General features: G+C 48.0%; 12 protein-coding genes. 5 read left to right on the forward strand and 7 right to left on the reverse strand.

The window, feature by feature from the left end; translation table 11 throughout:
- Positions 1 to 187 precede the first annotated feature (187 nt).
- From cysQ to AK966_RS15640, 4 genes are all read right to left on the reverse strand, one after another.
- Positions 188 to 1,015 (reverse strand): 3'(2'),5'-bisphosphate nucleotidase CysQ, encoded by an 828-nt coding sequence (gene cysQ / locus AK966_RS15625; protein WP_119464507.1) that lies wholly within the window; start codon positions 1,013 to 1,015, stop codon positions 188 to 190.
- Positions 1,016 to 1,060: 45 nt separating this feature from the next.
- Positions 1,061 to 1,630 (reverse strand): ADP compounds hydrolase NudE, encoded by a 570-nt coding sequence (gene nudE, locus AK966_RS15630; RefSeq protein WP_119464508.1) that lies wholly within the window; start codon positions 1,628 to 1,630, stop codon positions 1,061 to 1,063.
- Between the two features lie 214 nt (positions 1,631 to 1,844).
- On the reverse strand, positions 1,845 to 2,429 hold the full coding sequence (gene nfuA, locus AK966_RS15635; protein WP_099079173.1) for a Fe-S biogenesis protein NfuA: 585 nt from the start codon (positions 2,427 to 2,429) through the stop codon (positions 1,845 to 1,847).
- 97 nt (positions 2,430 to 2,526) lie between these two features.
- A complete protein-coding gene (locus AK966_RS15640; protein WP_119464509.1) occupies positions 2,527 to 3,252 on the reverse strand; it encodes a phosphoribosyltransferase family protein in 726 nt (241 codons plus the stop codon).
- An 84-nt stretch (positions 3,253 to 3,336) separates the two neighbouring features.
- Between AK966_RS15640 and bioH the strand changes: the two genes are divergently transcribed.
- Entirely contained in the window at positions 3,337 to 4,104 is a 768-nt protein-coding gene (gene bioH / locus AK966_RS15645; RefSeq protein WP_182852731.1) for a pimeloyl-ACP methyl ester esterase BioH, read from the forward strand.
- Positions 4,105 to 4,220: 116 nt separating this feature from the next.
- Positions 4,221 to 4,685 carry an ATP-dependent Lon protease gene (locus AK966_RS15650; protein ID WP_099079176.1) on the forward strand — a complete coding sequence of 155 codons (465 nt, stop codon included), beginning with the start codon at positions 4,221 to 4,223 and terminating at the stop codon, positions 4,683 to 4,685.
- 73 nt (positions 4,686 to 4,758) lie between these two features.
- Here AK966_RS15650 and AK966_RS15655 read toward each other — a convergent pair whose 3' ends face one another.
- Positions 4,759 to 7,074, reverse strand: a complete 2,316-nt coding sequence (locus AK966_RS15655; protein WP_119464511.1) for a Tex family protein — start codon at positions 7,072 to 7,074, stop codon at positions 4,759 to 4,761.
- A 321-nt stretch (positions 7,075 to 7,395) separates the two neighbouring features.
- Here AK966_RS15655 and AK966_RS15660 point away from each other — a divergent pair, with 321 nt between their 5' ends.
- Positions 7,396 to 9,306: a RimK/LysX family protein gene (locus AK966_RS15660; RefSeq protein ID WP_182852733.1), complete on the forward strand. Its 1,911-nt coding sequence runs from the start codon at positions 7,396 to 7,398 to the stop codon at positions 9,304 to 9,306.
- A 54-nt stretch (positions 9,307 to 9,360) separates the two neighbouring features.
- On the opposite strand, the gene greB is transcribed toward AK966_RS15660, so the two are convergent.
- Positions 9,361 to 9,846, reverse strand: coding sequence for a transcription elongation factor GreB (gene greB, locus AK966_RS15665; protein WP_099079178.1), 486 nt, complete (start codon positions 9,844 to 9,846; stop codon positions 9,361 to 9,363).
- Positions 9,847 to 10,059: 213 nt separating this feature from the next.
- On the opposite strand from greB, the gene ompR reads away from it, so the two are divergent.
- Both ompR and envZ read left to right on the forward strand, forming a co-directional pair.
- Positions 10,060 to 10,779 carry a two-component system response regulator OmpR gene (ompR, locus tag AK966_RS15670; RefSeq protein ID WP_119464512.1) on the forward strand — a complete coding sequence of 240 codons (720 nt, stop codon included), beginning with the start codon at positions 10,060 to 10,062 and terminating at the stop codon, positions 10,777 to 10,779.
- A gap of 122 nt (positions 10,780 to 10,901) precedes the next feature.
- Complete coding sequence (gene envZ / locus AK966_RS15675; protein ID WP_099079180.1) at positions 10,902 to 12,194, forward strand: two-component system sensor histidine kinase EnvZ; 1,293 nt, start codon at positions 10,902 to 10,904, stop codon at positions 12,192 to 12,194.
- 74 nt (positions 12,195 to 12,268) lie between these two features.
- On the opposite strand, the gene AK966_RS15680 is transcribed toward envZ, so the two are convergent.
- Positions 12,269 to 13,660 (reverse strand): uracil-xanthine permease family protein, encoded by a 1,392-nt coding sequence (locus AK966_RS15680; RefSeq protein WP_182852735.1) that lies wholly within the window; start codon positions 13,658 to 13,660, stop codon positions 12,269 to 12,271.
- Positions 13,661 to 13,726 lie beyond the last annotated feature (66 nt).

The following is a 13,726-nucleotide window of genomic DNA, read 5'->3' on the forward strand; positions in this document are numbered from 1 at the left end:
TATCCAACATTGCCGCATTGGTTAAAAAATTGATTTTTAAATGCTTATCTGGTTGGCGTACAGGTATGAAAGTCTTTGGGTTGCCATAGGAAAAATGTGCTTAACGCTGTACCGTCGATAAAAAGGAAGGTCACGAACAGACTTCGTGACCTTATTGAATGAATGGAAAGAATGGTGAGCCTGGCAATTAATCTTTGCGTTGTAAAATCTCATCCCAAGGTAAGTCTGCATCCCCAAGAACGATGAAGTTCGGGTTCTCCAGCGTCTCGCGTTTGTTGTAAGACAGGGGCTCAAGTTGGGTGCTTAGAATGCGTCCACCGGCTTCTTCCACAATACACTGAGTCGCGGCGGTATCCCATTCTCCCGTCGGGCCCAAGCGCAGATAGCAATCCACGGCACCTTCTGCAACCAAACATGCTTTCAGTGCTGCTGAACCGAGTGGAATTAAGTCGTAGTTCCAAGCGCTGCTCATGCGGCTGGTGATGCGGTTGATATCTTGACGGCGGCTGATGGCAATCGCGATGTTTTGCCCTGGTTGTTCATGCTTGTGCGTGTGAATTTTCACGCTCTCAGACATGTCAGGAATTTTCCATGCACCTTTGCCGCTATAGGCGTAGTAAGTGACACCTGAGACAGGGCCATAAACGACGCCCATGGTCGGTTTGTTGTTGTCGACCAAAGCGATAATGGTTGCGAAGTCACCACTACCTGCAATGAATTCTTGTGTGCCATCGAGAGGGTCGACTAGCCAGTAGCGCTGCCATTGAGCGCGTTGTTCTAAGCTGATGTCTGCATCTTCTTCAGAAAGTACCGGAATATCAGGGGTTAGCTCGCTTAGGCGTTCTGTGATCAGTTTGTGCGCAGCAATGTCGGCACTGGTGACTGGGGTTTTGTCACTTTTGGTGTAGGCTTTGAACTGCTTATTTTCGTAGATATCCAAAATCATTTGCCCAGCGCTGCGGGCGACCTCGATAACTTGCGGAAGCAGATGAGATAAATCTTTGGTCATTGGCATAAGTATGGATCCTTTCTCACAATGATTGCTCGGTTTTTAAAACCGTTATTGGTTTTGGATGTGAGTGGTGTTTTGTAAGTGTTTTAGTGCCAACATTAACGCTGTGATGCTTCGTGCTTCACAAAAATCCAAGTGGGCTAATAGCTCTTCAGCTTGCGCCAGTGGCCAGCGAACGATTTCCAAGGATTCTGGCTCGTCACCTTGTTGTTTCTCTGGATAAAGAGCTTGCCCTAAAAACAGCGTCATCTTACTTGAGAAGTAGGATGGTGCGAGGATCACCCGTTTTAGAGGGACTAAGTCTTGAGAACCAAAGCCGATTTCTTCTTTGAGCTCGCGATCGGCCGCTTGTTGTGGTGTTTCCCCTGGATCGATGAGTCCTTTAGGAAAACCTAACTCATAGCGTTCCGTTCCTGCAGCATACTCGCGTACCAGCAGCAAATCGCCTTGCTCTGTGACTGGCACTATCATCACGGCATCGCGTCCGCTTGGTTTCAAGCGCTCATAAATACGGTGTTCGCCATTGGAGAAGCGAAGGTCGAGGGCTTCCACTACAAACAGGTTTGATTTTGCGACCGTCTGGCAAGAGAGAATCTCTGGTGGGGTCCTTTTCGACATAGTGCTGGTTCCTTGGTGCATTGACTCAATAAGGGAAATGAGATTTCTTAATATATGAGAAGAACGCTTGAGTTTCTAGTTTGATAAACGGGTGAAAACAAAAATAGGAGGCAAATGCCTCCCATTTTATTCAGTTAAATCGATCTAAATAAGTAGCAGGTCGCTTTCGCAAGTACTCGGTGCAGACGTATTCAGAAGACGATGGTTGATGCTCTTAATAGTAAGAGTGGTCGCCACGGTCATGTTCCGTTGCGTCGCGCACGGCCGTCAGTTCACCAGCGAATTGGTTCAATAGCTCTTTTTCGATGCCTTCTTTCAATGTTACATCAACCATTGAACAGCCATTACAACCGCCACCGAATGCAACGATAGCAATGCCATCGTCTGTAATTTCAACGAGGTTTACGTGGCCACCGTGACCAGCCAGTTGTGGGTTCACCTGAGTTTGAAGTGCGTACTCAACACGTTCTACTAATGGTGCATCGTCAGCCACTTTACGCATTTTCGCGTTAGGTGCTTTTAGGGTCAGTTGTGAACCCATTTTGTCATTGACGAAGTCGATTTCCGCGTCTTCAAGGAAAGGCAAGCTTAGCTCATCTACGAATGCTGAAAAGCCGCTGTAAGCGATCTCAGTATCGGTTGCTTCAACCGCTTCCGGTGGGCAGTAAGATACGCCACACTCAGCGTTTTGTGTTCCTGGGTTTACGACAAATACACGAATGTTAGTCCCTTCAGGCTGTTGGCCTAAGAGGTTGGCGAAGTGTGTTTGCGCAGATTCTGTAATAGTAATATTTGACACGACGAATACCTGAGTGAATTTGTAGGTTATTGATGCTATTTTACTCCTGTTTATGTCTCGGTCTAGTCTTTTTGATGCTAAGGCATGGCGAAGTCATCTAAGTTGAACCGGGAGCAGGAGTTCTGCATATGCAGTAAATATCAATGCTTTCTACGCCAACTTCAAGTAGTAAATGACATAATTGTCGAACGGTACTGCCTGTTGTCACCACATCATCAACAATGGCGACATGAGAGTAATCTATTTGGGTTCGCAACGAAAACGCCCCTTTTAGGTTCTGCTTACGGGTGATTTTTTTGTTGCCACGCTGAGTTTTTGTCGGCTTTGCGCGTTGAAAAATCTCGCCATCAAATGACACATTCAGGTGATGAGCGAGGTGCGTGGCTAAGACGTGGCTTTGATTAAAACCTCGTCGTAAGTACCTTTGCCAGTGTAGTGGCACGCTTGTCACGACAGGGGCCGGTTGTACTATTCGTTCTGCCAGCAGTTGGGTTAACGCACTCACATGCCAAGACTCACCATGGTCTTTAAAGCGCTTCACTTCATTTGCAAGAGGAAAGTCATAATCGCCAAGTGTGAACAGCCGTTGCCAAGGCGGAGGCTCTTTGAGACATCCCCCGCACTCAGTTCCCAAGGGTAGCTCCTCTTCATTGAGTACGAGGCCACAGCGATGGCAGCGCTTGATAGGGGCTAATAATTCAAAACAGCTGCCACACCAACGGATGCTATTCGTTTGGTGAGTGACATCGAGAGGAAATCGGCATAAGCCACATTGGCTGCCGAGTACGCGATGCATGATGTTTTGCCATTGATGAGATAACATACATTTTATTCAAGGTTGGAGTCTAGTTAGGCTAACGCTTGTTTAAAGTGCTAAGGAATAAAAATAGTGGGGGAGAACGAGAGCATGAACACGAATTTACACTGGCAGTCGTTTGGTCAAGGGCCCGACTTGGTGTTGCTTCATGGCTGGGGTATGAATGGTGCTGTGTGGCAGCAAACCGTAGAATCACTTCAGCCTTACTTTCGTTTGCATGTCGTTGATCTACCTGGCTATGGACACAGTGCCGAACATCACGCACAGGATTTAGCACAGATCGCAGAGATGGTCTTGCAAGGCGCGCCATCAAAAGCAGTTTGGCTAGGTTGGTCTCTGGGAGGCTTAGTTGCGACACATATTGCGCTCAATACACCGGAGCGAGTCAGTAAGTTAATTACCGTAGCCAGCTCACCTAAGTTTGCGGCTGAGCGTCCTTGGCGAGGGATTCAACCTAATGTACTCAGTGCTTTTACCGAACAGTTAATGGAAGACTTTTCTCTTACTGTTGAGCGCTTTATGGCATTGCAAGCCATGGGCAGTCCATCTGCGCGTCAAGATGTGAAGCAACTTAAACAAGCGGTATTATCGCGTCCCCAACCGAACCCCAACTCGTTGTTAGTGGGCTTGAATATTCTTGCTGACGTTGATCTGAGAGATGCTTTAACGGCTCTGACGATGCCAATGCTGCGCCTTTATGGTCGACTGGATGGTTTAGTGCCGATAAAAGTGGCTACGGATTTGAACGAGCAGTTGCCTAACACACAACAGTTTGTATTTAATCAATCTTCTCATGCGCCATTTATGACTGAACATGACGCGTTCTGCTCACAAGTTCGAGATTTTGCTCACAGATAAAGAAGCACCGAAAAACACTAAAGCTGTTCAAAAAGTGGTCGATATAAATATTGACCTCGTTTTATGTGAATAAACCGGTCATATTGATGAGTGGGCGGCTCTGAGGAGGGTTCGCAATGATTGTGTCACCGGCGAACGTAAGTGTGCCGTTGATCGCCCCATCTGTGAATGTGCAAACGGAACAAGCGGCTCGGGATAATAAAATCCGAGAACCTGTGACACCGACAGTCGCATTAGCGAAAGCCAATGCAGAGCGCAAAGTAAAAAGTGATGAGAAAAGGCGACGCCAGTCGGCTTGGGATCCTTCAGAACATCCAGGTTATGAAGTGGAGCCAGAAGTGGATAGCCGTTATCACAACGAATCTGAGGATGCGCTTGAGCGTCTTTTCGGTTTGCTAGCGCTCAAGTCCTACAGTGAAGAGCAGGGGAAGGGTTACACGATACGCTTTCGGTTACCTAAGCGCATTTTGGATGCAGCGATCAAAGAGGGATTGATGGAAAAGCGCAGGAAGGTGATTAAGTTTCATTATGGTCACTCAGTTGCGCCCCATACACCGTCAGAAGTGATTGCAGTACTATGACGACTCAAACAAAAACGCACCAGTCAGAGCTTCTGACTGGTGCGTTTTTTAGCAATAGCGCGGTTGAATGCGATTACTTCTTCGCTTTAGCAAATGCGGCGGCAAAAGCGCCACCCATCGCATTGTTTTGTGAGGCATCATCACGGCGAGGCTGGCGACGTTGTTGGTCATTGCGGCTTGGCGCGGAGGCGCGCTGGCTGCGATTGTCTTGGCCTGGTTCGTCGTTCAAACGCATCGACAGACCAATACGCTTACGCTGTACGTCGACTTCCATCACCTTGACTTTTACGATGTCGCCCGCTTTCACCACTTCTCGTGGATCAGACACAAAGCGGTCGGTTAGGGCAGAGATATGCACCAGGCCATCTTGGTGAACACCGATGTCGACAAACGCACCAAAGTTCGCGACGTTAGAGACCACGCCCTCTAGAATCATACCAGGCTCTAGATCGGACACGGAATTGACGCCGTCGGTGAATGTGGCAGTTTTGAACTCTGGACGCGGGTCACGACCTGGCTTATCCAGCTCTTTGATAATGTCGGTGACGGTTGGGATACCAAAACTGTCATTGGTGTAATCCACGGCGTGCAGACCTTTTAGGAAGCTCGAATCGCCAATCAGTGCTTTGATGTCTTTGTTGTTTTTCTCAGAAATCGCTTTGATCACTGGGTACGCTTCAGGGTGAACCGCAGAGGCATCAAGTGGGTTCTTGCCATCCATAATACGTAAGAAACCTGCACACTGTTCGAACGCTTTTGGCCCTAAGCGCGGCACCTTTTTCAAGGTGGTGCGTGCGTCAAAGCGGCCATTTTCATCACGGTAATCGACAATATTTTGTGCGATGGTGGTGGATAGACCTGCCACCCGCGTTAATAGTGCCGCAGAGGCGGTGTTCACATCCACACCCACTGCGTTTACACAGTCTTCGACAATGGCATCTAGACGTTTCGCGAGCATCGATTGGCTGACATCGTGTTGGTATTGGCCTACACCGATCGATTTCGGATCGATTTTCACCAGCTCTGCAAGTGGATCTTGCAGGCGGCGTGCAATCGAAACCGCACCGCGCAGCGATACGTCCATATTCGGGAATTCCTTCGCCGCGAGTTCAGAGGCAGAGTAAACCGATGCACCGGCTTCGCTAACCATGATCTTCTGTACTTTGAGGTTGCCGCGTTTGATGAGATCTGCGACAAAACTGTCCGTCTCACGCGAAGCGGTGCCGTTACCAATCGCAATCAAATCCACATTGTACTTGCGCACTAACTGATCAACGATTTGCGCTGATTTGTCGTATTGTTTTTGCGGTGGGTGAGGGTAGATGGTTTCTGTGGTCAGAACCTTACCGGTTGAATCGACAACGGCGATTTTTGAGCCTGTACGCAGCCCCGGATCCAGACCCAGAGTGGCGCGAGGACCAGCCGGCGCAGCCATCAACAAATCTTTGAGGTTGGTCGCGAACACTTCAATAGCTTCGAGTTCTGCGCGCTCTTTCATTGCGCCCATCAGCTCGGTTTCCATGTGCATCGACACTTTGATGCGCCATGCCCAACTGATCACTTGCTTGCGCCATGTATCCGCTGGTGCGCTGCTCAGTGTTACGCCATAGTGATCCGCGATAATCGTTTCACAATAAGACTGACGAGCGCCTTCTTCCTGCTCAGGGTCGGCATTCATCGCTAGCGTTAGGAAGCCTTCGTTACGACCACGTAGCATCGCTAGAGCACGGTGTGATGGCACTTTGCTTAGTGCTTCGTTGTGGTTGAAGTAGTCTTTAAACTTCTCACCTTCTTGCTCTTTGCCTTCCACAACTCGCGCCACTATATCGGCATGACGGTTTAGGTGACCGCGGATTTTTTCCAGTAAGTTTGCGTCCTCAGCAATGCGTTCCATGATGATGGCACGTGCACCATCAAGGGCGGCTTTGGTATCGGCAATGCCCTTATCTGCATCTAGGTATTTGGCGGCTTCGCTTTCTGGCTCGGTCTGTGGGTGATCCCAAAGCTGATCCGCTAATGGTTCAAGCCCGGCTTCAATGGCTATCTGGCCTTTAGTACGGCGCTTCGGTTTGTATGGGAGATACAGGTCTTCTAGGCGAGTTTTGCTGTCTGCCTGAGTAATCGCTTGCTCAAGCTCGGGCGTTAGTTTGCCTTGCTCTTGAATCGATTTCAGAATGGTCTGGCGGCGATCGTTTAATTCACGAAGGTAAGACAGACGGCTGTCCAGATTACGCAGTTGGGTGTCATCAAGACCGCCCGTTACCTCTTTACGGTAACGGGCAATAAAAGGGACGGTATTGCCGTCATCAATTAAGGTGACAGCAGCAGTGACTTGCTCTGGGCGAACATTCAGCTCTTGAGCGATCATGCGACAGATAGCTTGGCTCATCCGTGTATTCTCTTTAATTCTCTATAAACCAAGCATCTCGAGGTGACTTGGGTATAGTGGGTTTGTATTGTTAGGTTTAAACATTGGGGTCATTGCGGGAATTTGCAATGTTTTATCCCCAATGAGCTTCGAAATACGAGGTGCTGCGCTTTATCAGCGACTTTTGTGCAACAATGATTCAACGTAACTCTAAACCGAGCAAAAATTTACCTAGCGCTGATGGACATTGGTCAGATTTATGTCAAAACTGTAATTAAATTGAGAACTTATACGCCTGGTTGTCAACTAACCCTTGTAATTTTGCCCATACGGAAAACACTGATGAAGAAAATCCCTTTGGCTTTAGCGCTTTCGGCAGCCTTGCTGGGGGCACCATTCGCGTGGTCACAATCGCTTTCTGCGACCACGCAAAACCCAATTTATCAACTGGATGACAAACCTGTTCTGGGGCGAGTAGAAAGCGTCTATTACAGTGATATCCCTGAGTTAAGTGGCGTTCCTTTTATCGGTAAGATCGATACTGGTGCGGATACCACATCGATGCATGCTGAAAATATTCATTTATACAGCAATCATCCTCAGTTCAATAAACTGAAAGATAACGAGTTAATGTGGGCAGTACTCGGCGATCTCATTGGCACAGATGGAACGTGGGATGCGGAGAAATTTGCTCGTGCAGATTGGGATAAAGAGGATTTTGATGCTTATCAAGTGCATGTCACATTTACCATGCAGCACCCATTTACGGGTGAGCAGATCAAGGTGGATGATGAGCTCGAGAGGCTGAGCATTATCCGCAATCGTACTAGTGAAACGCCGATTTTACGACCAACCATCAGTTTGCCGATGACCATTGCGGGTAAAACGGTCGATACCGAGGTGAATTTAACCAAGCGTAGTCAGTTTTCTGCCCCTATTTTAATTGGTAAAACGTACCTTGATAATAACGCTTGGGTGTTTGCAGGCTACGACTATCTGCAAGAGCAACCCAATGCGCAGATGATTGGCAAAAATGAGACCGTCGACGTTGAAGGGGTTCCGTACAAAGTCAGCGTTTCGACCACCAGTCGTTACACCAACGTACATGCGCTGGATATTCACGTTGATAAAAATAAAAAACAGGTCTCCTTTACCTTAGAAGGTGAAAACGGTAAGCGTCACTCTATGACATTGCCTCTGGTACGTATGCTGAAAACCAGTAAGACTGAGCGTCCGTTGGTCTACTTACCGGTTAAAGTGGGTGAAAACGAAACGCAACAATGGCTGGTTTACTTGCGAGATCGCAGTAAGCTCAGCTCACAAATTCGCCTTGGCAAAGATGTCGCTAGCCAACATTTTGTGATTGATACAGATAAAGAAAACTTGTTAGGTGGTGTTGAGAAATCCTATAAGAGCGCACTGAAGTCCAAGCCTCTGGTGATTTCCCCACAAGAGTCGATCAATATTGATGGCTATCTACTGCCTGCTTATCCCACCTTTGCGGTAAAAACACCACTATTGCGCGTCAATGGATTTGAGCTGAGTGAAAAAGGCAAAGAAGAAGTGGTGACCTTCTACCTACCGACAAGTAAAGGAAAAGAAGAGAAAATCACCAAACCCGTACTGAAAAAGTTAAAAGTGGGTGAGGCGGTTCGTCCGGTCGTCGAGGGGGACTTTATGCTTGGAGGCAAAGAGAAACCCATCGAATTCGCGATTGATGTGCTGGAGAAAGAGAATCAAACGCAGCCATTTTTTGTCTTTGGCCACAATATGGCCAAGGGGGGCGTTCTCTTAAATACCCGCACAGACCATTTACTGGATGCGAGACCACTGTTTAAAGCGGGCCACATTGAAGTGGCAGAAGTCGAAGGCATGTTGTTCCCTGTCAAACTGGATACGGGCGCGGATGTGAGTTCGATTAACGCGAAGAACATCAAACAGTTTAAGAAAGATGGTGTTGATATGGTGAGCTTTACCTACGAGAACGATTTGGGGATGACGAAATCATTCACTAAAGAAGTGGTGGAGGTAATGCGCATTACTGCCAAGAAAGGCGAAAAAGCGAATGTGCGCCCGGTCGTCGAAATGCATGTCAAACTTGGTGAGTTAGAGAAGAAAGTTCGAGTGAATTTACAAGATCGTAGCCGCTTCCATTACAGCATGATTTTGGGCAATAACTTCTTAAAAAATGGCGCGTTGGTGGCCAGTGATACGAACTATATCTTGACGGATAAACCGGATTACGAAGAGTGATCTGTATGAGAAATAAACAATGCCGCCCTTTTGAACAAAAAGGGCGGCATTGTTTTACTGTTCGTCTGCTTGGTAGCGAATGTTATTCACAAACCATTCTTTGTACCCTTCCGGGGTTTTTACCGCGAACTCGTCGTCGACTTCTTTTTTTAGTAGAGCGCGTGCCATTGGTGAGTCAATGGAGATGTAGCCCTTTGCATCGCCGTAGATTTCATCCGGTCCAACAATGCGGAAGCTTTTGACATCACCTGCTTCGTTTTCAATTTCTACCCATGCCCCAAAGAAGACTTTTCCTTCCTGCTGGGGGGCATAATCCACGACTTTGACTTGCTCAAGGCGTTTGCGTAAATATCTGACTCTACGGTCAATTTCACGCAGACGTTTTTTGTTGTACTGGTAATCTGCGTTCTCACTGCGATCGCCCAAACTTGCTGCCCAAGTGACTTTCTTGGTGACTTCCGGCCGTTCTTCTCGCCACAAAAAATCGAGTTCAGTTTTTAAGCGGTTGTAGCCTTCGCGAGTAATTAGATTGGTTTTCATCAGACGTAAATCAGAGGTTATTGGGTTCTGCTGCTCATATTAGCCTTGAATTAAGCCGACTGTAAATTGTTGTGAAAGGGAGATAAAGCCTCTAGCAACCCGAAATAAATGCAAAAACAGTGGCTAAGATAAAAAGAGTAACAATTTGCACAAGCACGTTTGAAAAAACAGTGATACATTTTTGCCATTAGATGCTTTTGAAAGGATGTTTCAATGCAGGAAAATCATAAAATTTTAGTGGTTGATGACGATGCTCGTTTGCGTGCTCTTTTGGAGCGTTACCTTTCTGAGCAAGGTTTTCAGGTGAGAAGTGTTGCTAATGGCGAACAGATGGACCGTCTTCTGACCCGTGAAAATTTCCACCTTATGGTGCTCGATTTAATGCTGCCGGGCGAGGATGGCTTGTCGATTTGTCGTCGTCTTCGTCATGCAAATAACATGTTACCGATCTTGATGCTGACCGCAAAAGGTGACGAAGTCGACCGTATCGTTGGCTTGGAAGTCGGGGCTGATGATTACCTGCCGAAGCCGTTCAACCCTCGTGAGCTGCTCGCACGCATTAAGGCGGTATTGCGTCGCCAAACGGTTGAACTGCCAGGCGCGCCAAGCACGGAAGAAAAAGTGGTGGAATTCGGTGACTTCCGTCTGAACTTAGGTACGCGCGAAATGTTCCGTGGTGAAGAGGCAATGCCGCTCACTTCTGGTGAGTTTGCGGTACTGAAAGCCTTGGTAACAAACGCTCGTGAGCCTATGTCTCGCGATAAGCTGATGAACATGGCTCGTGGTCGCGAGTACTCAGCAATGGAGCGTTCAATTGACGTGCAAATTTCGCGTTTGCGCCGCATGTTGGAAGATGATCCAAGCAAGCCTCGCTACATTCAGACAGTATGGGGCTTAGGCTACGTATTTGTCCCAGACGGTAAAGAGACATAATCTTTCAAAAAGGTTTGCCGATATTCGCAACCCATATTCCGCCCTCAAGCCTCCTTCCTGATTGAGGGCTGGAACCTCGCAATTAAGGCTTTCCACTAGGAACGGTCCATTAGGAACTCTCCATGCGAATCCGAAGTTCATTTACACAATCTATCCTGTTGTTTATCTCCTTGCTGCTCGCTAGCCAAGTCTTTTCTTATTACGCTGTTTTTAATTATGCGTTGATGCCAAGTTTGCAGCAGTTCAACAAAATTCTCGCTCATGAATTGAATCTAGTACTGGATGAAAATGGTCCACTCAAATCGGATGCACCATTGCGTCATCAGCTGTTAGAAAGCTTGGGTGTGACGGTGCATAGCGTAGATAGTGAGGTGATGAATGAATTCAATCATGCGATGCCTATCGACCTGATGTCTGAAGAGATGACGCAGGAACTGGGTTCACCAACGGAAGTACGCTTACAGCTAGGCAGCGAGAGCTACATCTTGTGGATGCGTATTGATCAACTACCGAATTCCATTATTCGCATTCCACTTTCTGAACTGCAAGAAGAGGACTTTGCACCGCTGTTCCGTAATAGCTTAATCATGGCACTGCTGATCATTGCGGGAGGGTGGCTGTTTATTCGCTTGCAGAATCGTCCACTTATCGCACTGGAGAAGGCGGCAAAAGGCGTCGGTCGAGGTGAAATTCCACCACTATTGCCGGAGAAAGGCGCATCGGAGATTCGTTCAGTAACCCGTGCGTTTAACCAGATGTCAAAAGGCATCCAAGAACTGGAAGAAGACCGTGCGCTATTGATGGCGGGTATCAGTCATGACTTACGGACGCCACTGACGCGTATTCGCCTCGCGACAGAAATGATGTCGCCAGAAGACAGTTATTTAGCCGAAGGCATCATCAGCGATACTGAAGAGTGTAATGAGATCATCAGCCAGTTTATGGACTACCTCAAGCCGGTAAATAAAGAATCGTTTGAGCAGGTGGACATCAATACCATCACTAGCGATGTCGCGACGTCGGAAGGGGGTTATGAAGTCGAAATCGAAACTGAGTTCAACCCAACGATGCCGACCGCCAAGGGCAGCCCAATCGCAATTAAACGCGCGGTGAGTAACCTTGTGGTCAATGCTCTGCGTTACGGTAATGGCTGGGTGAAAATCAGTACTGGCGTGACTGCGGACAAACAGCTGGTGTGGGTGTGCGTTGAAGATAATGGTCCGGGTATCGAGCAATCCCAAATTGCGCGTTTGTTTGAACCTTTCACTCGTGGCGATACGGCGCGAGGCAGTGAAGGGACGGGGTTGGGCCTAGCTATCGTGAAGCGCATCGTTAGTCAGCATTCAGGCTCGGTTGTGGTGCGTAACCGCAGCGAAGGCGGCTTAATTGCACAGATCAGTTTCCCTACCAAGTAATCTTTTCTCAAACGCTTCCAATAAAAAAGCCCAACCTATTGCTAGGCTGGGCTACCCGATAATCCTAGGCAAGGTTAGGATTTTTGTCCCTCTTGAGCAACGAGCTCATCTTCCTCTTCCAATTTCTCTGGAAGCAACAGGTTCAATACGATCGCAGTGATACCGCCAGCGGCGACACCGGTTGAAAAAATGCTCTTAATGAATTCCGGCATAAACTGAAGAATTTCCGGTTTTTGTGCGATTCCCAACCCCATTGAGAATGACAGTGCCATGATCAGGACAGCACGGCGGTCTAACTCAACACGAGAGATGATGCGTACACCTGCTGCCGCGATCGTACCGAACATCACAATCGTTGCTCCGCCAAGCACGGGTTCAGGAATCAACTGCACGAAGCTTGCGACCCCAGGGAATAGCCCGAGAATAACCAACATACCCGCAATGAAGTAACCCACATAACGGCTTGCAACGCCCGTTAGCATAATGATGCCGTTATTTTGGCTGAAGGTAGAGTTTGGGAAGCTGTTGAATACGGCTGCGATTGCTGAGTTGAGGCCATCGGATAAAACACCACCCTTAATACGTTTCATGTAGACCGGGCCTTTTACTGGCTCGCCGGACACTTCAGACGTTGCGGTGATGTCGCCAATCGCCTCTAGTGCGGTAATGAAGAAGATCAGCACTAATGGAATGAACAGTGACCAGTCGAAGCTAAGGCCGTATTGCATTGGGATCGGTAGCGCAATCAGCTCTGTTTTACCGAGCTTAGCGGTATCGACCATGCCCATAAAGTACGCCATCACATAGCCAACCAGCATCGCAATCACGATAGAAGCAACGCGTAAGTATGGGTTTTTAGAGCGGTTTAGTATCACGATCAAGCCAAGCACGGTACCGGCTAGCGCGAGTTTATCTAAGCTGCCAAATGTACCATCACTCATCGCTGCGTAGCCGCCGCCCATCGATACCAAGCCCACTTGGATTAGGGTTAGGCCGATAAGCGTTACGACGATCCCTGACACTAAGGGGGTAATAATGCGGCGTGCGTGTTCTAGAACGCGAGATAAGAACACCTCTGCAAATGAGGCGACCAAAATAGTACCGAAAATGGCCGCCATCATGGTGTTGATATCAGCCCCACCGGCTTTAAGCGACAATCCTGCACCAATAATTGGACCTAAGAAGTTAAAGCTGGTGCCTTGTACTGATAACAAGCCAGAGCCAATAGGGCCAATAGTACGAATCTGAATGAATGAAGATACCCCGGATGCAAATAAGGACATGCTGATGATGGTGTTGGTTTGGTCTGCTGGCACCCCCAATGACTGACATATGATCAGAGATGGGGTGATGACCGCGACGAACATCGCCAATAGATGCTGAAGTGCCGCAAAAAGAGTTTGAGGTAGTGGTGGACGATCGTTTAACTGATAGACCAGTTCCGAAGCTCGGTTTGAAGTTGTCATTGTTTGTCTCGCTAGTCGCAATAGTTCTTGCCCAGAGCTCGCTGAATGGGAGTGCTGGGTGGAGTT

Origin of the sequence: Vibrio sp. PID23_8 (genome assembly GCF_003584965.1) — a bacterium.
Classification (GTDB): Bacteria; Pseudomonadota; Gammaproteobacteria; order Enterobacterales; family Vibrionaceae; genus Vibrio.

Bases quoted from the DNA above. Each gene is read 5' to 3' on its own strand.
- nudE (WP_119464508.1), bottom strand. From the start codon at position 1,630: ATGTCGAAAAGGACCCCACCAGAGATTCTCTCTTGCCAGACGGTCGCA.
- AK966_RS15655 (WP_119464511.1), bottom strand. From the start codon at position 7,074: ATGAGCCAAGCTATCTGTCGCATGATCGCTCAAGAGCTGAATGTTCGC.
- AK966_RS15640 (WP_119464509.1), bottom strand. From the start codon at position 3,252: ATGTTATCTCATCAATGGCAAAACATCATGCATCGCGTACTCGGCAGC.
- AK966_RS15650 (WP_099079176.1), top strand. From the start codon at position 4,221: ATGATTGTGTCACCGGCGAACGTAAGTGTGCCGTTGATCGCCCCATCT.
- ompR (WP_119464512.1), top strand. From the start codon at position 10,060: ATGCAGGAAAATCATAAAATTTTAGTGGTTGATGACGATGCTCGTTTG.
- bioH (WP_182852731.1), top strand. From the start codon at position 3,337: ATGAACACGAATTTACACTGGCAGTCGTTTGGTCAAGGGCCCGACTTG.
- envZ (WP_099079180.1), top strand. From the start codon at position 10,902: ATGCGAATCCGAAGTTCATTTACACAATCTATCCTGTTGTTTATCTCC.
- greB (WP_099079178.1), bottom strand. From the start codon at position 9,846: ATGAAAACCAATCTAATTACTCGCGAAGGCTACAACCGCTTAAAAACT.
- cysQ (WP_119464507.1), bottom strand. From the start codon at position 1,015: ATGCCAATGACCAAAGATTTATCTCATCTGCTTCCGCAAGTTATCGAG.
- AK966_RS15680 (WP_182852735.1), bottom strand. From the start codon at position 13,660: ATGACAACTTCAAACCGAGCTTCGGAACTGGTCTATCAGTTAAACGAT.
- AK966_RS15660 (WP_182852733.1), top strand. From the start codon at position 7,396: ATGAAGAAAATCCCTTTGGCTTTAGCGCTTTCGGCAGCCTTGCTGGGG.